The 18994-nt window shown below is 68.2% G+C and carries 21 protein-coding genes and 1 pseudogene; 10 read left to right on the top strand and 12 right to left on the bottom strand.

Annotation, left to right across the window (positions count from 1 at the left end):
• Nucleotides 1–9: 9 nt before the first annotated feature.
• From A5694_RS00280 to A5694_RS00265, 4 genes are all read right to left on the bottom strand, one after another.
• Nucleotides 10–486 (bottom strand): hypothetical protein, encoded by a 477-nt coding sequence (locus tag A5694_RS00280; RefSeq protein ID WP_064919862.1) that lies wholly within the window; start codon nucleotides 484–486, stop codon nucleotides 10–12.
• 107 nt (nucleotides 487–593) lie between these two features.
• Nucleotides 594–1397 (bottom strand): exodeoxyribonuclease III, encoded by an 804-nt coding sequence (locus tag A5694_RS00275; RefSeq protein ID WP_064919874.1) that lies wholly within the window; start codon nucleotides 1395–1397, stop codon nucleotides 594–596.
• Nucleotides 1398–1411: 14 nt separating this feature from the next.
• A complete protein-coding gene (locus A5694_RS00270; RefSeq protein WP_064919861.1) occupies nucleotides 1412–2329 on the bottom strand; it encodes an N-acetylglutamate synthase, CG3035 family in 918 nt (305 codons plus the stop codon).
• Between the two features lie 10 nt (nucleotides 2330–2339).
• Complete coding sequence (locus A5694_RS00265; RefSeq protein WP_064919860.1) at nucleotides 2340–2933, bottom strand: peptide deformylase; 594 nt, start codon at nucleotides 2931–2933, stop codon at nucleotides 2340–2342.
• Nucleotides 2934–3163: 230 nt separating this feature from the next.
• Between A5694_RS00265 and A5694_RS00260 the strand changes: the two genes are divergently transcribed.
• The 5 genes from A5694_RS00260 to A5694_RS00240 all read left to right on the top strand — a co-directional run bounded on the left by A5694_RS00260 (nucleotide 3164) and on the right by A5694_RS00240 (nucleotide 6512).
• On the top strand, nucleotides 3164–3472 hold the full coding sequence (locus A5694_RS00260) for a DUF3263 domain-containing protein (protein ID WP_064919859.1): 309 nt from the start codon (nucleotides 3164–3166) through the stop codon (nucleotides 3470–3472).
• A gap of 67 nt (nucleotides 3473–3539) precedes the next feature.
• A complete protein-coding gene (locus tag A5694_RS00255) occupies nucleotides 3540–4010 on the top strand; it encodes a LytR C-terminal domain-containing protein (protein WP_064919858.1) in 471 nt (156 codons plus the stop codon).
• Nucleotides 4011–4019: 9 nt separating this feature from the next.
• Nucleotides 4020–4730: a superoxide dismutase[Cu-Zn] gene (sodC, locus tag A5694_RS00250; RefSeq protein ID WP_064919857.1), complete on the top strand. Its 711-nt coding sequence runs from the start codon at nucleotides 4020–4022 to the stop codon at nucleotides 4728–4730.
• Entirely contained in the window at nucleotides 4687–5874 is a 1188-nt protein-coding gene (locus tag A5694_RS00245; protein ID WP_234786529.1) for a glutamate--cysteine ligase, read from the top strand. The genes sodC and A5694_RS00245 overlap by 44 nt, the downstream gene beginning before the upstream one ends.
• Complete coding sequence (locus A5694_RS00240; RefSeq protein WP_064919855.1) at nucleotides 5874–6512, top strand: LON peptidase substrate-binding domain-containing protein; 639 nt, start codon at nucleotides 5874–5876, stop codon at nucleotides 6510–6512. Before A5694_RS00245 ends, A5694_RS00240 begins: the two co-directional genes overlap by 1 nt.
• A gap of 58 nt (nucleotides 6513–6570) precedes the next feature.
• Here A5694_RS00240 and A5694_RS00235 read toward each other — a convergent pair whose 3' ends face one another.
• Together A5694_RS00235 and A5694_RS00230 are read right to left on the bottom strand one after the other, a co-directional pair.
• Nucleotides 6571–7410 (bottom strand): mycofactocin-coupled SDR family oxidoreductase, encoded by an 840-nt coding sequence (locus tag A5694_RS00235; protein WP_064919873.1) that lies wholly within the window; start codon nucleotides 7408–7410, stop codon nucleotides 6571–6573.
• A gap of 78 nt (nucleotides 7411–7488) precedes the next feature.
• Nucleotides 7489–8085 carry a TetR/AcrR family transcriptional regulator gene (locus A5694_RS00230; RefSeq protein WP_064919854.1) on the bottom strand — a complete coding sequence of 199 codons (597 nt, stop codon included), beginning with the start codon at nucleotides 8083–8085 and terminating at the stop codon, nucleotides 7489–7491.
• Between the two features lie 130 nt (nucleotides 8086–8215).
• On the opposite strand from A5694_RS00230, the gene A5694_RS00225 reads away from it, so the two are divergent.
• On the top strand, nucleotides 8216–9496 hold the full coding sequence (locus A5694_RS00225; RefSeq protein ID WP_064919872.1) for a cytochrome P450: 1281 nt from the start codon (nucleotides 8216–8218) through the stop codon (nucleotides 9494–9496).
• 27 nt (nucleotides 9497–9523) lie between these two features.
• Nucleotides 9524–10978 (top strand): aldehyde dehydrogenase family protein, encoded by a 1455-nt coding sequence (locus A5694_RS00220; RefSeq protein WP_064919853.1) that lies wholly within the window; start codon nucleotides 9524–9526, stop codon nucleotides 10976–10978.
• 8 nt (nucleotides 10979–10986) lie between these two features.
• Here A5694_RS00220 and A5694_RS00215 read toward each other — a convergent pair whose 3' ends face one another.
• From A5694_RS00215 to A5694_RS00200, 4 genes are read right to left on the bottom strand one after another with little or no spacing between them, the layout of a single operon-like run.
• Nucleotides 10987–12384, bottom strand: a complete 1398-nt coding sequence (locus A5694_RS00215) for an aldehyde dehydrogenase family protein (protein ID WP_064919852.1) — start codon at nucleotides 12382–12384, stop codon at nucleotides 10987–10989.
• Entirely contained in the window at nucleotides 12381–13127 is a 747-nt protein-coding gene (locus A5694_RS00210; protein WP_064919871.1) for a carboxymuconolactone decarboxylase family protein, read from the bottom strand. Before A5694_RS00210 ends, A5694_RS00215 begins: the two co-directional genes overlap by 4 nt.
• Before the next feature lie 34 nt (nucleotides 13128–13161).
• Nucleotides 13162–13965 carry a mycofactocin-coupled SDR family oxidoreductase gene (locus A5694_RS00205; protein WP_064919851.1) on the bottom strand — a complete coding sequence of 268 codons (804 nt, stop codon included), beginning with the start codon at nucleotides 13963–13965 and terminating at the stop codon, nucleotides 13162–13164.
• Entirely contained in the window at nucleotides 13962–14792 is an 831-nt protein-coding gene (locus tag A5694_RS00200) for a mycofactocin-coupled SDR family oxidoreductase (RefSeq protein WP_064919850.1), read from the bottom strand. The genes A5694_RS00205 and A5694_RS00200 overlap by 4 nt, the downstream gene beginning before the upstream one ends.
• 45 nt (nucleotides 14793–14837) lie before the next feature.
• Here A5694_RS00200 and A5694_RS00195 point away from each other — a divergent pair, with 45 nt between their 5' ends.
• On the top strand, nucleotides 14838–15404 hold the full coding sequence (locus A5694_RS00195; protein WP_064919849.1) for a TetR/AcrR family transcriptional regulator: 567 nt from the start codon (nucleotides 14838–14840) through the stop codon (nucleotides 15402–15404).
• On the opposite strand, the gene A5694_RS00190 is transcribed toward A5694_RS00195, so the two are convergent.
• Nucleotides 15401–15913 (bottom strand): nitroreductase/quinone reductase family protein, encoded by a 513-nt coding sequence (locus A5694_RS00190; RefSeq protein ID WP_064919848.1) that lies wholly within the window; start codon nucleotides 15911–15913, stop codon nucleotides 15401–15403. The two genes, A5694_RS00195 and A5694_RS00190, sit on opposite strands and share 4 nt — an antisense overlap.
• Nucleotides 15914–16078: 165 nt before the next feature.
• Here A5694_RS00190 and A5694_RS25125 point away from each other — a divergent pair.
• A pseudogene (locus A5694_RS25125) lies at nucleotides 16079–16435 on the top strand (bleomycin resistance protein); the annotation flags it as partial.
• Nucleotides 16436–16879, top strand: a complete 444-nt coding sequence (locus A5694_RS24365) for an SRPBCC family protein (RefSeq protein WP_064919870.1) — start codon at nucleotides 16436–16438, stop codon at nucleotides 16877–16879. It abuts the pseudogene before it with no gap.
• 10 nt (nucleotides 16880–16889) lie between these two features.
• Here A5694_RS24365 and A5694_RS00180 read toward each other — a convergent pair.
• A partial coding sequence (locus A5694_RS00180; RefSeq protein WP_064919847.1) for an AAA family ATPase occupies nucleotides 16890–18994 on the bottom strand: 2105 nt, incomplete at its 5' end.

The raw sequence follows: 18994 nt of genomic DNA, 5'->3' as shown, positions 1-18994 counted from the left end.
CGGGCCCGATCAGTGGCGCGCGCGAGCGCTGCTGCCGCTGCGCGACTGCCGTGCGGTGGTCTTCTTCGGCTGCGGGCTGCGCCGCGGGGAACCCGCCGGCTTCCCGGACTTCACCGACTTCAACGGCCGTGCGGCCGCGGTCGGAGCCTTCGCCGGGGTTTTCGCCGGGGCCGCCGTCGGCGCTTTGCCGTCCTCGGACCGGCCGTTGAGTTGCTTGAGCACCAGCGCGGTGCCGCCCACCGCCACCAGCACCGGCCACTCGACCAACCCGGAGACGCCCAGGGCGCCCAGGGTCAGTGCGGCCGCGGGGGTGGAGTGGCTGCCGGTGCTCAGGCCGCGTTGCGCACCGCTGGCCGCACCCTTCAATCCGCCGATCACCCCGTTGAGCGCGGCCCCGCCGATCGCGCCGGCCGCCTCGGTGGTCATGGTCGCCGCGCGGGTTGCCGCCCCGGCCACCTTCCGTACCGTCCCTGCGACGGCGTTCATGGGTATTCCCTGCCCTTCAAATGAGCAAATTGGTTAACCCGATCCATCCTATGCGCTAATCGGCGAACACCGGGAAATCCACACAGAATTCATATAACCGCGGCCCGTCAGACCCGTTGAATGTCCACCAGCACCGGCGCGTGGTCGCTGGGCGCCTTGCCCTTGCGCTCTTCACGGACGATCTCGGCGTGCGTGACCCGAGTCGCCAGCGCGGGGGAGCCCAGGATGAAGTCGATGCGCATGCCCTGCTTCTTGGGGAACCGCAGCTGCGTGTAGTCCCAATAGGTATAGACGCCGGGGCCGGGGGTGAACGGCCGCACCACGTCGAGGTACTGCGCCTCGGTCAGTGCGCGGAACGCGCTGCGCTCCGGCTCTGAGACGTGCGTCGCACCGTCGAAGAACTCCATGCTCCACACATCGTCGTCCTGCGGGGCGATGTTCCAGTCGCCGACCAGCGCGATCGGCGCCGACGGGTCGTCGATAAGCCAGCTTTCAGCGGTATCACGCAGCGCGGCAAGCCATTCCAACTTGTACGTGTAATGCGGGTCGTTCAGTGCGCGACCGTTGGGCACATACAGGCTCCATACCCGCACCCCGCCGCAGGTGGCGCCCAGGGCCCGTGCCTCCACCGCCGGGTCGGCGTCCGGTTTGGCCCAGACCGGCTGCCCGGGGAACCCGACTTCGACGTCGTCGAGCCCGACCCGGGAGGCGATCGCCACCCCGTTCCACTGGTTGTGGCCGACATGTGCCACCTCGTAGCCCAGTTCGTGGAACGGCAGTGTGGGGAACTGCGCGTCAGTGCACTTGGTCTCCTGCATGGCCAGTACGTCGACCTGCGCGCGGGCCAGCCAGTCGGTCACCCGGTCCAGCCGGGTGCGGATGGAGTTGACATTCCAGGTTGCCAGTCGCAGTGCAGTCACCGAAGTCACCCTAGATGGGCGTCCAGGTAGCGGGTGCGGTGCTGGGCGGCGAACCCGATCGCCTCGAAGAAGCCGAAGGCGTCGGGATCGCCGGGCCCGCCGGTGGGCACCTGGGCGTAGCCGCGGGTGGCGCCGCGGTCGACGCCCCAGGCCTGCAGGGCGGCGCAGACCGCTCGCCCGTGGCCCTGGCGCCGCCGGCCCTCGACCACCCGCAACGCCGTTACGCCCAGCCAGCGGGTGCCGTCCGGGCCGGCGGTGACCGCACCCCGCCCGACCGCGATCCCGGGGATCGAAGCGAACACCACCTCGCCGTCGACCACCGCGGTCAGCACGCCGAGCGGCGGCGCCGCTTCGCCGTAGCAGGCCAGCCAGTCGGCGTCGGGTTCGGCGGCCAGCATCACAGCGCCGCCGCGCTCCCCGGTGGGCAGATCGCACACCAGGGTGCGGGTCTCATACCGCGTGGGAATGCCCTCGGGCAGTCGCAGCAGCCGTTCCGGTACCGCCAGGTACGGCGGCAACCCCCGCTGCGCGTACCAGTCGAGGATCGCCGGAACGGTGTTTCTGTGGGCGAACATGTCGAGGGGCACAGCGGAATTGGCTTGCAACCCAGCGCCCGGTGCGGCCCGCAGCAGCCAGCCCTCGAGCCACTGGTGTTCGCTGCCCGGCCAGGCCAGGGCGGCGGCGTGCTCGACGGAGCGGATCGCCGAGTTCTTCACCGGCCGATCGGTCAGCCGGCGCACATAGAGCACGTCGGCGTGCCGGCATTCGTGGACCACCCCGTCCGCGGAGCGGACCCGCACCAGCGGCCCGGTCGCCACCAGATGCCCCACCACATCGCCCATCGGCGGCTCGGAGCCGGGCGGGCGCAGATAGCGCAGGCTCACCCGGACGCCGATCTCAGGGAGTTCGGGTGGCGGGGACATCACCGGCTGGTCAGTGGCCGAACGGATCGGGCACGTCGCCGGGCATCCAGGACAGGCCCGGGACGCCCCAGCCGTTGGATTTCACCGTCCGCTTCGCCGCGCGGGCATGCCGGCCGACCAGCATGTCGAGGTAGAGCAGGCCGTCCAGGTGTCCGGTCTCGTGCTGCAGCATCCGGGCGAACAACCCGGTGCCCTCCAGCGTGACCGGCTTGCCGTCGGCGTCCAAGCCGGTGACCCGCGCCCATTCCGCCCGGCCGGTCGGAAACGATTCACCGGGCACCGACAGGCAGCCTTCGTCGTCGTTGTCCGGATCAGGCATCGTCTCGGGGCGCTCGGAGGTCTCCAGCACCGGGTTGACCACCACGCCGCGGCGCCGGGTGGTCGAGCGGCGGTCGTCGGCGCAGTCGTAGACGAAGACCCGCAGCCCCACGCCGATCTGGTTCGCGGCCAGGCCCACCCCGTTGGCGGCGTCCATGGTCTCGTACATGGTGTCGATCAGCTCACCCAGGTCGGCCGGCAGCGAGCCGTCTTCGGCGATGGGAACCAGACTGGTCGGGGTGTGCAGGACGGGATCGCCCACAATGCGGATGGGTACGACGGCCATGACCGAAAAGCTTAGGCGGGCGGTTCAGCGAGGCTCGACGGAGGAGAGGCCAAGCTGGAGCCGCCGGGTTCATTCGGCCATCGGTGCAGTGCAGCGGCCACGGCGACTCGCGGGACCGGCTCCCGGTTCAACACCGCCTGCCGTGATTGAATATTCGCTCAGGACACGCCGCCGATAAACGCAACGAACGGTTCAACCACAGAACTTTCCGGAAGGGTCCAGGAAACGATATGGACGGCGCTATGGCGCAAGCGAATCGCTCAGGGGACGATTCGGAACCCATCGACGGCCTGAGTCGCCGCGAGCGCGACATCTTGGCCTTCGAACGGGACTGGTGGAAGTACGCCGGCGCCAAGGAAGAAGCCATCAAGGAGCGGTTCGCACTGTCGGCGACCCGCTACTACCAGGTGCTCAATGCGCTCGTCGACCGGCCCGAGGCTCTGGCCGCCGACCCGATGCTGGTCAAGCGGCTGCGCAGGCTGCGGTCCAGTCGCCAGAAAGCGCGCGCGGCCCGGCGTCTCGGATTCGATATCACCTGAATCACCCGGAGCCCTTGATAGCTGGCCGTTTATCGGTTATGGCCTGCTCCTCGATACAGTAGGCGCAATGAACGAGCACGTTCCCGACTCCTCCCGACTCCCGCTGCGAGCCATGGTGATGGTGCTGCTGTTTTTGGGCACCGTGTTCCTGCTGGTCGGGTTCCAGGCACTCGGATCGTCGGGCAGCGAGGACGACAGCAGCCACTCGCCGACGTCGAAACCCATGACCACCACCTCGGCGGTCGCCAAGCCCGAGCAGCCCGCCCACAAGTCCGACGTGCGGGTCTACAACATCTCCGAGCAGGCCGGACTGGCCGGGCACACCGCGGACCGGCTGCGTGAAGCCGGCTGGAACGTGACCGACGTCGGGAACCTCGAGCTGCCCGAGGTCACCGAGACCACCGTCTACTTCAGCGACGCCCCCGGGGAACACGATTCGGCCACCGCCGTGGCCGGCATGCTGCACGCTGCCGTGGCGCCGCGCGTCCCCGACGTAGCCGAGCAGCCACCGGGCGTCATCGTGGTCGTCGCGGGTTAAGCTCCTCGCATGGTCACAGGTCACCGCAGAGCTCTTGCCGCCGCTGTCTTCGCCACTCCGGTCGTGATGCTGGCGGCGTGCAGCCCCCCCAACGAACAGCCGTCGGACGCGCCGGGCACCACCCCGGCCATCTGGACCGGATCGCCGGCGCCGTCCGGTGCGGCCACCGAACCGGGTGCCTCGGGCGGCTCGGACAACCTCGTCGCGCACCTGACCGCCCCCGACGGTGGCCAGGTCGCCACCGCGACGTTTGAGTTCAGCAAGGCCGGTGGCAAGGAATTCGTCACCGTCACGGTGCAGACCACCAGCCCCGGCGTGCTCACGCCCGGCTTCCACGGCATGCACATCCACGGCGTGGGTAAGTGCGAAGCCGACTCGGTGCCCCCGGGCGGCGGCGCACCCGGCGCCTTCCTGTCCGCCGGTGGGCACTTCCAGGCTCCCGGCCACAGCGAGCACCCGCAGAGCGGCGACCTGACCTCGCTGCAGGTGCGCTCCGACGGCAGCGCGCTGCTGGTGACCACCACCGACGCGTTCACCCGCGACGAGCTGCTGGCCGGGGAGAAGACGGCCCTGATCATCCACGCCGACGACGACAATTTCGCCAACATCCCGGCGGACCGCTACACCCAGGTCAACGGCACCCCCGGCCCGGACCAGACCACGCTGACCACCGGAGATGCCGGTAAGCGGGTTGCGTGTGGTGTTATCGGCACCGGATAGCCCGCCCCACAACAGGGCTTCTGCGAGGTCCGAAGCTCGGATCGAGTTCGCTCACTGCGCCCGGCCCACCCTCGGCGTGGAATGGGAGTTCGCGCTCGTCGACGCGGCAACCCGCGACCTGAGCAACGAAGCCCACGCGGTCCTGTCCGAGCTCGGCGAGAACCCGCGGGTCCACAAGGAACTGCTGCGCAACACCGTCGAACTCGTCACCGGTATCTGCGACAACACCGGCGAGGCGATGGAGGATCTGCGCTCGACGCTGGCGACCACCCGGCCCATCGTGCACGACCGGGGCATGGAACTGTTCGGCGCCGGCACCCACCCGTTCGCGCAGTGGTCGGCGCAGAAGCTGACCGACGCGCCGCGCTACGCCGAGCTGATCAAACGCACCCAGTGGTGGGGCCGGCAGATGCTGATCTGGGGCGTGCACGTCCACGTCGGAATCTCCTCGGCGCACAAGGTGATGCCGATCATCTCGTCGCTGCTGCTGTACTACCCGCACCTGTTGGCGCTGTCGGCGTCCTCGCCGTGGTGGGGTGGGGAGGACACCGGCTACGCCAGTAACCGGGCGATGATGTTCCAGCAGTTACCCACCGCGGGGCTGCCCTTCCAGTTCCAGACCTGGTCGGAGTTCGAGGGCTTCGTCTACGACCAGAAGAAGACCGGGATCATCGATCACATCAACGAGATCCGTTGGGACATCAGACCGTCACCGCACCTGGGCACCATCGAGGTGCGGGTCTGTGACGGGGTGTCCAATCTGCGCGAATTGGGCGCGCTGGTGGCGCTGACCCACTGCCTGATCGTGGACCTGGACCGGCGGCTGGACGCCGACCAGTCCCTGCCCACCATGCCACCGTGGCACGTGCAGGAGAACAAGTGGCGCGCGGCGCGCTACGGCCTGGACGCCGAGATCATCCTCGACGCCGACAGCAACGAGCGGTTGGTCACCGAGGACCTCGACGACCTGCTCAACCGGCTCGAACCGATGGCCGCGCGCCTGCACTGCGCCGACGAGCTGGCGGCCGTCGCCGACATCTACCACAAAGGCGCGTCCTATCAGCGCCAGCGCCGCGTCGCCGAGGAACACGACGGTGACCTGCGCGCGGTCGTCGACGCGCTGGTTGCCGAACTGGACATGTGATGGAACTGCCGATGTTCCCGCTGGAGTGGGTGCTGCTGCCCGGCGAGGAACTTTCGCTGCGGATCTTCGAGCTGCGTTACACGGTGCTGGTCGGTGATCTGATGCGCAGCGGCGACCCGCGCTTCGGGGTGGTGCTGATCGCCCGGGGACGCGAGGTGGGCGGCGGCGAGCAGCGCCACGATGTCGGGGCGATGACAGCCATTACGCACTGCACCGAACTCGGTGGCGGCCGATACGCCTTGCGCTGCCTGACCGGCGAGCGGATCCGGGTGCGCGAGTGGCTGCCCGACGATCCCTATCCGCGGGCGATCGTTGAGGTGTGGCCCGATGAGCCGGCAGAACCGGTGAGCGACAACCAGTTCCGTGAGCTCGAAGACCGCATCGTGATGCTGCACAAGCGGATGGCGATGGCCCGTCGCCGGTGGGTCATGCCGGGGCGCAACGCCATGCTGGGGGGCCGCCGGCTGCGGTCGCTGGACCCGGTGCAGCGGCTGTATTCGCTGGCCTGCCGGGTCCCGATGGGGGAGGCCGACCGCTACGCGGTGCTGGCGGCGCCCTCGCTGCCCGAACGGATGAGCGCGCTGCACGAGGCGATCGAGACGGTCTCGGCCCGCGTCGAATTCGATCTCCCTCGCTGATTCTGCGGTGAGGGCGACAAAGTGCGAGTAACTTCCGCCCGCACCGCAGAGTCAACGCTTATTTGAGCATGCTGCCCGCGTCGACGGTGAGCGGAAGCCCGGTCACGTAACGGGATTCGTCCGAGGCCAGGAACAGCACGGCATTGCTGATGTCCACCGGCTCCACCCATCCGATCGGCAGCACGTGCATGAGCTGGGCGACGACGGCCATGTCGTCGGGTCCGGGGTTCTCCAGGTCGGGGCGGAACAGCTTCATCGTTCCCTCGTTCATGAACAGCGGCGTGTTCACGTTGGTGGGGTGCACCGAGTTGACCCGGATGAAATGCTGGCCCAACTCGACGGCGAAGGTGCGCATCAGCCCGACCACGCCGTGCTTGGCCGCGATGTAGTGGCCGGTGTGCGGGTAGGCCTTGAGGCCGCCGACTGAGCTGGTCAAGACGATGGATCCGCCGTTTCCGCCGGAGATAAGGTGGGGAACACCAGCTTTGACCGTCTTCCAGACGCCGGACAGGTTGACGTCGATCATGTCCTGCCAGTCGGCCTCGCTGGTCTTGTCCAGGGTCTGGCCACCGTTGCCGATCCCGGCGTTGGCCACGATGATGTCCAGTCGGCCGAGCTGCTCGACACCGCTGTCGACCGCGGCCTTGAGCGCGTCGAAGTCACGCACGTCGACCTGTGCCGTCACGATCCGACGGTCCAATCCCTTGACCAGATCAGCGGTCTGCGCCAGGTCGTCGGGCGTCGGAGCCGGGATCTCCTCGTTGCTGCTGATCCGCGCGCAGACATCGACGGCGATGATGTCGGCACCTTCCTGCGCGAGTCGCACCGCGTGACTGCGGCCCTGACCGCGGGCCGCGCCGGTGATGAGCGCGACCTTTCCCACCACTCGTCCAGCCATGTTGCGCACCTCGTCTCGTTGTTGGTCGATCGATCAGCAAGGCTGGCACCAACGGGCCGGGTTGTCAACCGTGGGTTGCTAGTCGGCCGCAGCCGGCGGAGCCGCCAGCCGGCCCAGTTCGCGCTCGACGAGGGCGCGCAACTCATCGTGGCCACTGTTGACTCCGACGGCGTCTTCATTGCACAGGCTGCGGGCGGTCTGCGCGATCAGCATGGCGACGGCGACGGGCGGATACTTCTGCAGGTCGACGCCGTTGGTGCGCAATGCCACCGTGACGGCCGCGGTCTCGATGTCGCGGACCCGTTCGGCGTAGGCCTTGAGCTCGGTCCGGATCGCCTTGCGGTGGTTGGCCAGCGCCATGAACTCGGTGTTCAAGCTGGTCAAGCGGGCATCGCCGTTGATCTCCCACAGTGTCCGGAGCGGATCGTCGTCGGTGAGGGCGGCGCGCATCCGCTCTAGCGCGGCGTCGGCGCCGGCGCGCAGCACCTCGACGAACAGGTCGTCCATGGTGGGGAAGTAGTAGTAGACGAGGGCTTGCTTCACCCCGGCCTCGGCGGCTACCCGCCGCGAGGTTGCCGCGGCATAGCCCTCGTCGCGCATGAGCCGGGCTGTTGCTTCGATCAGCCGGCGGCGGGTGGCGCTATCGGTCGATCTGGCCTTGCGCGGCGGCGTCATTCAGGCGACCCTGGCGCTGCGATTGCTTGACCATCCGTCGCCGCACATGGTAGGCATGACGCATTCTAGCAATTTGATCGAGCGATCAGCGCGACGAGGTCGTGATACGAGCGAAAGGGCGCATCGCGTGGTGACGGATCTCGCGGCGGTGGACTACTTCTCCGACCCGGAGGTAACCCAGAATCCCTACCCCTATTACGAGTACCTGCGCGGATGCGGGCCGGTCTTCGCCGAGCCGCACCACGGCGTCGTGGCCGTCACCGGCTACGAAGAGGTGCACGCCGCGTTCAAAGACCACGACTCGTTCTCGGCGGTCAACGCCATCGGCGGTCCCTTCCCGCCGCTGCCGTTCGAGCCCGAGGGCGACGACATCACCGAGCAGATCGAGGCGCACCGGCACGAGTTCCCCATCTTCGAGCACGTCGTCGTCCAGGACCCGCCGGCGCACGAGCGGACCCGGGCGCTGCTGGGGCGCATCCTGACTCCGGTCCGGTTGAAAGAGAACGAGGACTTCATCTGGCGGCTGGCCGACCTGCAGCTCGACGAGTTCATCGCCGACGGCCGATGCGAATTCCTGATGGATTACGCCAAACCGTTTGCGACGCTGGCGATCGCGGACCTGCTCGGCGTGCCCGACGACGACCGCGCCGAGTTCCGCCGGGCGCTCGGTGCCGGTGAAGGCCCGGGCGCCCGGGTCGGCGCCCTGGACGGAGAGCCGGTCGGGCTCAACCCACTGGAGTACCTCGACGACAAGTTCAACGGCTACATCTCCGATCGGCGCAACAACCCCCGGGCCGACGTGCTGACCATGCTGGCCGAGGCCACCTACCCCGACGGGTCGATCCCGGAAGTGATGGACGTGGTGCGTCCGGCCACCTTCCTGTTCGGCGCGGGCCAGGAGACCGTCACCAAGCTGCTCGGGACCATGGTGCAGGTCCTCGGCGAGCAACCCGAGTTGCAGGAGCGGCTGCGCGAGAACCGCGACCTGATCCCGCGCTTCATCGAGGAATCGCTGCGGATCCAGAGCCCCACCAAGGTCGACTTCCGGCTGGCACGCAAGTCCACCACGTTGGCCGGGGTGCCGATCAAGGCGGGCACGGTGCTCATGCTCTGCCTGGGGGCGGCCAACCGGGATCCGCGAAAGTTCGAAAACCCAGACGAATTCAACATGGACCGCAAGAACGTTCGCGAGCACATCGCCTTCGGCCGCGGCATCCACACCTGTCCCGGCGCGCCGCTGGTACGTGTCGAAGGCCGGATCACCGCCAACCGCATGTTGGACCGCATGCGTGACATCAGGATCAGCGAAGCGCACCACGGCCCGGCCGGTGAGCGTCATTACGCCTATGAGCCGACCTTCCTGCTGCGCGGCCTCACAGCGCTGCATGTCGAGTTCGACCCGGTCGCCTAACAGATCCAGCGAGCCGAAAGGCGGGCAATGTCCCTGAATTCTGTGGTGGAAGAACTGCGCCGGCGTCCCGGCTCCGGTGAGGTGATCCCGATCATCGATCCGGCCACTGAGGAGCAGATCGGCGAGTTCAACGACGGCGGCGCCACCGCCATCGACGACGCGGTCGGGCGGGCCCGGGCCTCCTTCGACGCAGGGGTCTGGAGCGCGATGCCGGCCCGGGAACGCGCCAAGATCCTTTGGCGCGTCGCCGATCTGATCGATGAGCACGCCGAGGAACTCGCGCAGATCGACTCGCTCAACACCGGGATGCCCCTGGCGCAGGCGCAGATGATCGTGCCGACCTGTGCCGAGATCTTCCGCTACTACGCCGGCTGGTGCACCAAACTCAACGGTGATGCCTATCAGGTGCAGATGACCGGCGGCATCTCCGGCGCCTATGCCGACATGCACGCCTACACCCTCAAGGAACCCTACGGCGTGGTCGGGCTGATCTTCCCGTGGAACGGGCCGTTGTTCAACGCCTGCACCAAGCTGGCGCCGGCGCTGGCCGCCGGCTGCAGCACCGTGGCCAAACCCGCCGAGGAGACACCCCTTTCGGCGCTGGTTTTAGAGCGCCTGCTGGTCGAGGCGGGTGTTCCCGACGGTGTCGTCAATCTGGTCACCGGTTACGGGCACACCGCGGGCGCAGCACTGGTCGATCACCCCGGCGTCCAGAAGATCGCGTTCACCGGTTCCACCGAGGTCGGCAAGCGGATCGTGGCGGCATCGGCCGGAAACCTCAAGCGTGTCACCCTCGAGCTCGGCGGCAAATCTCCGGTGCTGATCTACGACGACGCCGACCTGAACACCGCGATCACCATGGCGGCCATGGGTATCTTCGTCCACTCCGGGCAGGGGTGCATCTGCGGATCCCGGATCTTCGTGCAGCGCGGCGTCTACGATCAGGTCGTCGAGGGTATCGCCTTGGTGGCCAACAACCTTCGGTTGGGCGGGCCCACGGATGAGGGTGCCATGATCGGGCCGCTGATCAGCGAGAGGCAGCTCGACCGGGTGATGGGATACATCGACGAGGGTAAGCGGGACAGCGTCGACGTCATCACCGGCGGGCACCGGCTGGACCGCCGCGGCTATTTCGTGCATCCGACCGTGCTGGCCAACGTTGATCCGGCAATGCGGCTCTACCAGCAAGAGATCTTCGGTCCGGTGGTCACCGTGCTGCCATTCGACGACGACGACGAAGCCGTCGCCCTGGCCAACGACTCCGACTACGGTCTGGCCGCCACCGCCTGGACCCGTGACCTCAGCCGCGCCCACCGGCTCGCCAAGCGGTTGGAGTCCGGAACCGTTTCGCTGAACTGCCAGTTGGTCTTTGATCACTCGGTGCCGTTCGGCGGGTACAAGCAGTCCGGCTGGGGGCATGAATGGGGCCGCGAGGGCGTCGAGAGCTTCCTGCAGACCAAGTCGGTGTACGCGCAGCTGTAGGGAGCCGTTCAGCTCATGCCGATGCGAATGTTCTTGATCTGCAGGAATTCGTGGAGTCCGTCGACTCCGCCGGTGCGTCCGAACCCGCTGTGCTTGTAGCCGCCGTAGGGACCTTGCGGCGCGATATCGCTGGAGGTGTTGACCCAGACCGACCCCGCTTCGAGCTGGCGAGCGACGCGGTGAGCGCGCTGAAGATCGCGGGTGTGCACGAATGCGTTCAGCCCGTAGCGGCTGTCGTTGGCGATGCGCACCGCATCGGCATCGTCGCCGAATCTGATGACGGACACGACCGGGCCGAACGTTTCGGTCTGGGCCAACTGTGAAGAGTTGTCAACGCCGCCGAAGACCGTCGGCTCGATGTAGTAGCCCGGTGCGAGCTCACCGCCGAGCCGCCGGCCGCCGGTAAGCAATTCCCCGCTGCCGTCGGCAACGGCACCGTCGATCACGCCCAGGACGCGATCGACCGCCGACTGGCTGATGACTGGGCCGAACGTCACTGTGGGGTCGAGCGGATCGCCGATGCGGGCATGGCCGATCACGGTGAGGAACTTCTCGAGGAAGGTGTCGTAGACCGATTCATGCACCAGTAATCTGCTGGCGCAGGCGCAGCTCTGACCCGACTGCATCAGCGGCCCCTGGTGTGCTGCCATGACCGCGGCGGCGTCCAGGTCGGCGTCGGCGAAGACGATATTGGCCGACTTGCCGCCGAGTTCGGTGACCACCGGGGTGAGATTGACCGCTGCGGCCTGTAGCACGTCGCGGGCAGTTGCCTCACCGCCGGTGAAATGGATCTTGCCGATGCCGGGGTGGCGTACCAACGCATCGCCGCCCTCGGCGGCCGCCGGTACCACGTTCACCAGACCGGGCGGAAGGCCCGCTTCCAGGCATAGCTCACCGAAGCGCAGTGCGGCGAGCGGTGCCAGCTCGGACGGTTTGAAAACTACGGCGTTGCCGGCCGCCAGCGCGGGTGCGACGCATGATCCGGCGACAACCAGTGCGCCATTCCACGGAGCGATAATGCCCACGACCCCGAATGGTTCGCGTTCGATCAGATTGACGTCGAACGAGCCGTTCACCGGAGTGCTGGACCCGTGCGGCTTGTCGACGTAGCCGGCGAAGTGGCGCAGGAATCGCTCCAACAGGATCGCGTTGCCGGCGAAAGAGATCGGCACCGCGTAGTCCTGCACATTCAGCGCAGCGAGTTCGTCGAGATGCTGGTGCACCACGTCGGCGAGGTCGATCAGCAGATCACGTCGCCGGTCGACGGTCAGCGCCATCCACTGCCGCTGAGCCTCTCTCGCAGCAGCCACCGCGCGGTCGATCTCATGGGCGCCGGCCAGTGTGACCGTGGCGTTCGGTTGCCCGGTAGCCGGATAGATATGCGCGTGCGTGACGGGCGCCGTCATGCAACGCCTTCCGCAGCCCACTCCTGGGTGACGCGCTGCTTCTGTTCCTCGACCACCTGGGCCAGCCGGGACGCTTTGGCCCAGCCATAGTAGGCCCCGAAATGCAGCACCAGCTCGTCCATTTCGCCGAACGTCACGTCGCGGCTCTTCAGCGCGGCGTAGACGTGGCTGAGGATCGGATACGGGGCGTCCTGGAACGCCACGCAGGCCACGGTCACCAGCCGCCGTTCCTTCATGCCCAGCCCGGGCCGCAGCCACATCTCGCCGAAGACGAAGTTCAAGATGCCCGCACCCGAGTACGGGTCGTCCCGCCCCGGCGCGTAGGGCAGACAGTTGACGTCCCGAAACGCCTGCTCGCCGACCCTCAGCCGGGCTTCGGGATCGCTGGGGGTGGTCAGTGGCAGCAGCGGAGTCGGCGGCGGCACCGGTTCTCCTCGTTCGGCGTGGATACGCTGCCACTGCGCGTCGACGATCATGTTGAACAGCGAGGCTTTCGGCCATCCTGAATACACCGCGAAATGCAGTACGGTCTCCCGCATTTCGTCGATCGTCAGATCTCCACCGACGAGCGCGGCGTAGACATGGGCGCGCAGCGGCTCCTCGGTGTCTGCCGCGGCGAGGCAGGGCAGCGCGATGAACCACCGGTCGCGCCGGCTCAAACCCGGACGCTGCCACACCTGCGCGAAGACGAAGTCGAATAGTGTTTCCGTTGTCGGGGTGCAGTGCGGTGCCGGGACGGTCATCAACTCGGCGAAGGCGCGTTCGCCGCGCCCCGCCTCACCGGAGGGTGACACCGGCGTCAACCTTGAATTCCAGGCCGGTCACATGCCGTGACTCGTCGGAGACCAAAAACAGCACCGCATTGCTGACGTCGCGAGCCTCGGTCATCACGATCGGTAAGGCGTTGGAGAAGATCGGTCCCAGGTCGGCGCGGGTCTCGTGCAGCAGCCCGTGCAGCGTGTCTGGCCGCATCCCGGTTTCGACCCCGGTCGGATGCACGGTGTTGACCCGGACATTCACTGCCGCAAGCTCGTTGGCCAGGGCACGGCTCATACCGACCACCCCGTGCTTGGACGCCGTGTAGGGCGTATGCAGCGGGCTGCCCTTCAGGCCCGCCACCGAACTGATGTTGATCAGGCTGCCGCCGCGCTCGACTAGATGCGGCAGCGCCGCCGAGCAGGTGTTCCACGCTCCGATCAGGTTGACGTCGATGACGGTGCGCCACTGCTCGGACGTGGTGGTGTCCCAGGTACCCGCGGTGAGCACCCCGGCGTTGGCTACCGAGGCGTCCAGGCCCCCCAAGCGGGTGACTCCGTCGTCGACCGCGGCGGCCAGCGCGGCGGCATCCCGCACGTCGACTACCTGGGTGACCGCCCGGCGTCCCTGTTCTTCGACCAACCGGGCGGTCTCGTACAGGTCATCGGTTGTGGCCAGCGGATATTCGATCTCCGGCAGCGAAGCGCAGATGTCGATCAGGATGAGATCGGCGCCTTCCTCGGCCAAGCGCACGGCGTGACTGCGGCCCATGCCCCGGGCGGCGCCGGTGATCAACACCCGCTTGCCGGCTACCCGCCCGCTCATAGCTTGTTGCAGAAGCCGGCGTCTACGGGGAAGGTGACCCCGGTGACGTATCGAGCAGCGTCGGAGACCAGGTAGGCGATCGCGGCGCTGATGTCCTCCGGCTCGAGCAATTCGACCGGCATCGGGTTCTGCAGATGTGGCCCGCCGTCGGGATAGTGCTCGAGAAACGACGTCATCGCTGGGTTGACCGCCATCATGGTGTTCACCGCGGTCGGGTGCACGGTGTTCACCCGGATACTGTGCGGGGCAAGCGCATTGGCCAGCGTGCGCATCAGCCCGACGATGCCGTGCTTGGATGCCGCATAACCCAGTCCGCCGCCCTGCAGGCCGCCGAATCCTTTCAGGCCGGCTGTCGAGCTGGTGAACACAATCGACCCGCCCCGGCCGCCGGCGATCAGGTGCGGGATGGCGGCCTTGGCGGTGTGGAACGCCCCGACCAGGTTGACGTCGATCACGTCGGTCCACATCTGCAGGTCTTCGGCGTCGGTCAACTCGCGAAAAGCCATCGCGGCGATACCGGCGTTGACGCAGACGATGTCGAGGCGACCGAAGTGGTCGACGCCGGCGTCCAGGCTCGCCTTCAGCGCGGCGAAATCGCGGACGTCGGCGACCGAGGCGAGCATCTTGCCGCCCTGGGCTTCCACCAGCGCGACGGTCTCGTCGAGCTCCTGCCGGCTTGCCATCGGGTAACCGTTGGAGGCGATGTCGGCGCAGATGTCCACCCCGATGATGTCGGCGCCGTCGGCTGCCAGCCGAAGCGCATGGCTGCGGCCCTGCCCGCGCGCCGCGCCGGTGATGAATGCGACTTTTCCGTCCAGAGAACCCATGCCGGTACAGTAACCTGGTTACTCGCCGAGGGGCAAGGGGGATCAATGGACAGTCCGGAGGATCGGATCCTGGGCATCGTCGTCGAGATTCTCGAAACGCAAGGCTACGACGCCGTTCAGCTCCGCGAGGTCGCCCGCCGGGCCCGGATGTCGCTGGCGACCATCTACAAGCGGTATGCCACCCGTGACGAGCTCATTCTCGCCGCGCTGGACGCCTGGATGGCAGAGCACCGCTATTCCGGCGTCGTCCCGCATTCACGGGAGCCCGGAGAACCGCTGTATGACGCGCTGATGAGGCTGTACCGCACCATCTTCGAGCCGTGGGAACGCCATCCGGCGATGCTGGCGGCTTACGTTCGGGCCCGCTCTGGGCCCGGCGGTGAGAAGTTGGTCCGCCGGGGACTTGACGTGGTCGGACCCGCGATGCGCGCGGCACTCGGCGACGTCGACGAAGGCTTCATCGCCGACTTGGATGTCATCATCTCGAACCTGGTGTACGGACTGTCCGCCCGCTTCGCCGCTGGCGAGATCGCCATCACCGACATCCTTCCCGGCCTGGACCGCGCGGTGTACTGGCTCACCACCGGATATGAAAGGGGCTCCGGCAGTTAACGTCTGGTCAACGCGAACACCTTGATCTCGCGTGCGGCCCGGTGTCGGTAGGTTTGGTAGTTGTTGACGTAGTCGACGAATCTCTGGTAGGCCCGGTCACGCTCTTCGCCGACAACCTCACTGGCGAGCACCGGAATCTCCTTGCCGCCCATGGTCACCCAGGCGTTCGGATCGGCGATGAGATTCAGCGCCCAAGCCGGGTGGTGCGCTTGACCGAAGTTGCTGCCCACCAGGTACAGCCGATCGCCCTCACGCATGTAAGCGGGCGGGGTCTGCCGACGCTGGCCGGACTTGCGGCCGGTCGTGGTGAGCAGCAGCAACGGCACCGCCATCGGCCCGAAGATGGTGAACCGACCGCCGCTGTGATCGAGCAGCCAGCGGTCCAGCGGAGTGCCTTGACGGATGAGCCAGGCGCCGGGTTTCGACCCCGCGACTGCGCCGATCACCCGCCGCGCCAGCGGTCCGGGGTCACGGCCCCACCGCACCTCGGGAAAGGGGTCGTCGGTCATGTCGCTGATTATCCAGCGTTTTCTGCGCCGTCGTGCTGTATCAGGTTTCCCAGCGGCTGCAACCGCCCCGTGCCGACCGGTGGCAGATCTTGCCGGATCGGATAGCGCCGGCGCTATCGAGCCGGCGCGGCCGGAGTTCCGCGTACAGCAACGTAGGCTTTGGCCATGCCGGACATCGGGTTCAGCGCGGTGGCACCGATCATTCCGGTGCGCGATCTCGATGCCGCCCTGGACCGCTACCGCCGGCTCGGCTTCACCACCCATCCCTACGACGGGCCGGCGCGGTACGGATTCGCCGAGCGCGGCCCGGTGTCGTTGCATCTGAGTGAGTGGGCGCAGCACGATCCGCTGCGCACCGCGGCCAGCGTGTACCTCTACGTCGACGACGCCGACGCGCTCTATGCGCAGTGGGCGGCAAGCGGAGTTCCGGGACGGTTCATCGAACCGGTCGACACCGCCTATCGGCTCCGCGAGTTCGCCTACGTCGATCCCGAGGGCACCTTGCATCGCGTCGGGTCACCGCTGCCGGCCACGATCGTCAGCGCCAGCCGCGACGTCGCCGCCCCGGCCCCGCGGATCTTCGAGTTGATCGCCGACCCGGCTCACCAGCCGCGCTGGGACGGCAACGACAACCTGGCCGAAGCGCCTGCCGGACAACGCGTGCACGCGGTCGGTGCGATGTTCACCATGGCGCTCACCTTGGGCGCCGTCCGGGAGAACCACGTGGTGGAGTTCGAGGAGGGACGCCGGATCGCCTGGCTGCCGGCCGAACCCGGAAAGCGGCCGCCGGGGCACCTGTGGCGATGGGAGCTCGAGCCGCTGGACGGGGCCCACACCCGCGTCACCCACACCTACGACTGGTCGCAGCTGACCGACCCGAACCGCAAGCAGCGGGCCCGTGCGACCACCGCGGACAGACTGGCGGCCTCGCTGAGCCGGCTCGCCGAGCTGGCCGAGCGCGGCTGACAGCCGGAAGCTAACGCGCCGCGGCGAAGGAGCGCAGCGCATCGATCTGCGCGGGCTCCAGTGAGGGCCGGACATTTTCCCGCGCCGCGGTGATATCGGCGTTGGTGACGTCGGCGGCGTCGATACAGCGGCGCATCGCGGTCAGGGCCGCCTCGCGCAGCAGCGCCACGCAGTCCGCGGCGCTGTAGCCGTCCAGGTCGGCGGCCAGCGCGTCGAGGTCGACGTCATCGTGCAGCGGTACGGACTTGCCGGCCACCCGCAGGATCTGCCGGCGGGCGTCGGCGTCGGGCGGTTCGACGAACACCAGCTTCTCAAGCCGGCCCGGTCGGGTCAGGGCCGGATCGATCAGCTCGGGGCGGTTGGTGGCGCCCACCACCACCACGTCGCGCAGCGGGTTGGCGCCGTCGAGCTCGGTGAGCAGCGCGGCCACCACCCGATCGGTCACCCCCGAATCGAAACTCTGGCCGCGCCGCGGTGCCAGGGCATCGATCTCGTCGAGGAACACCAGCGAGGGGGCGGAATCGCGGGCGCGCTGAAACAGATCCCGCACCGCTCGCTCGCTGCTGCCCACCCACTTGTCCATCAGCTCGGCACCCTTGACGGCATGCACGCTGACCCGTCCGGAGCCGGCCAGGGCGCGCACCACGAAGGTCTTGCCGCACCCCGGCGGACCGTAGAGCAGCACACCGTGCGGCGGGTCGACACCCAAACGGGTGAATGTGTCCGGATGCTGCAGCGGCCACAAAATCGCTTCGGTCAGTGCTTGTTTGGTGGCCGCCATGTCTCCGACGTCATCGAGGGTGACCGAGCCCACGGAGACCTCGGCGGCCGCCGAGCGGGACAGCGGACGGATCACGCTGAGCGCGCCGGCCAGATCCTGCTGGGTCAGCACCGGCTCCTCGCCGCTGCCGCTGGCCCGCGACGCCGCGCGCAGCGCCGCCTCGCGGACCAGAGCCGACAGATCGGTCGCGACGAAACCCGGTGTGCGCTCGGCGATCTCGTTCAGATCTAGGGTGGTATTGGGCACCGACTTGAGCAACCCGCCCAGCAATGCGGCGCGGGTCGCCCCGTCGGGCAGGCTCAGCCGCAACTCCCGGTCGCACAGCTCCGGGGCGCGCAGCCGGGTGTCGACCCGGTCCGGCAGCGCGGAGGTGGCGATGAACGCGACCCCGTCGGAGGCGACCGCGGTGCGCAGCTCGGCCAGGATCAAGGTGCTCACCGGCTCGGGCGGATCGGGCAGCAGCGCATCGATGTCGGTGATCAGCAGCACCCCGCCGCCGTCGCGCACGTCGGTGACCGCCGAGCGCACCGCCGCCAGCCGCTCGTCGGGGACTGTGGCCCCAATCTCGGGCCCGTCGAGCTCGACTACCCGCCGGCGTGCACACACCGCCCGCACCAGCGTGGACTTGCCGACCCCGGGTGGGCCGGACACCAGCACCCCGAGGTTGGTGCCGGCGTTGAGTGATTTGAGCAGGTGTGGTTCGTCCAAGGCCAGCTTGAGCCATTCGCTGAGCTTGTCGGCCTGTGCGGTGCAGCCCTTGAGGTCGTCGACGCTCAGCGGCGTGGCGGCGGGTGCGCTGGTCGGGTTGGTCGGCATGGTCGGCGCGGATGCCGTGCCGCTGCCCCAGGTCACCGACGAGTTGGGTTGCACGCTGACCGGCCCGGCCGGGTCGACGCCGGTGACGGTCAGCAGCTCCGAGGTCCAGCTGATCCCCACCGCGGAGGCCAGCGCGGTCGTCGCGGCGGACGTCGAGGTGCCCGGGCCCAGATCGCGTGGCAGTAGCGAGACCGCGTCGCCGACGGTGAGTACCTTGCCCAGCAACGCCTGACGCAGCGTGGCCGGCGACAGTGCCTGCGAAACCGAGGACCCGCTCAACGTCACCGCACGGGCACCGTAGACGGTGACGGCGGCCACCACCACGGCGGTCCCGTCGCGCAGTCCGGCGTTGGACAGCGTCACGTCGTCGAGCAGCACCACCCCGGCCGGGGAGTCCGGGGCGGCCAGCCCGGCCACCGCCGAGGTGGTGCGAGAACCGGTCAGCGACACCGCATCCCATTCCCGAATGCCGAGGGCGGCAATCGCTTCGGCGTGCATCCGCACCACGCCGCGGCGGG

Origin of the sequence: Mycolicibacter sinensis (assembly GCF_001667945.1) — a bacterium.
Classification (GTDB): Bacteria; Actinomycetota; Actinomycetes; order Mycobacteriales; family Mycobacteriaceae; genus Mycobacterium; species Mycobacterium sinense_B.
This window is presented reverse-complemented; position numbering and strand designations above follow the sequence as displayed.